Source organism: Arthrobacter sp. Y3223164 (genome assembly GCF_059091005.1).
The window spans coordinates 1-318 of sequence record NZ_JBNHGF010000954.1; the positions used below are offsets into that span (position 1 = coordinate 1).

Genomic DNA, 318 nt, shown 5'->3' on the forward strand with positions numbered 1-318 from the left:
CGCCATTGCGCGCGTACTGAAAAACCAGCTGGGCCGAAGCCTCACCTGCGGGAATGCTGAACCTGCCCCCGCTGCCCGTCACATGCGCCGGGTTGGAAATTCCATTGGCTGCGTATGCCGCTGCCCCTTCCAGCGGAACGCCAGCGGAATCCACCAGAACACCCGTCACCGAAGAAACGGGCGGCAATGTTGCCGTGATAATGCCGGCAGTGCTGGCACCCGCGGGAGTGGCCATGTTGACATAGATGCCGGAACCCGGGTCCTTGTACTGGATGTGCATCGCGGGAAGACCGTTCGTGAACCGTGGGGTCTGCAGAT

At 62.3% G+C, this 318-nt stretch carries 1 protein-coding gene; it reads right to left on the bottom strand.

Annotation, left to right across the window (positions count from 1 at the left end):
* The coding region (locus AC5RUJ_RS18895) for a hypothetical protein (RefSeq protein ID WP_494156592.1) at positions 1 to 280 on the bottom strand (280 nt) is incomplete at its 3' end.
* Positions 281 to 318: the final 38 nt, after the last annotated feature.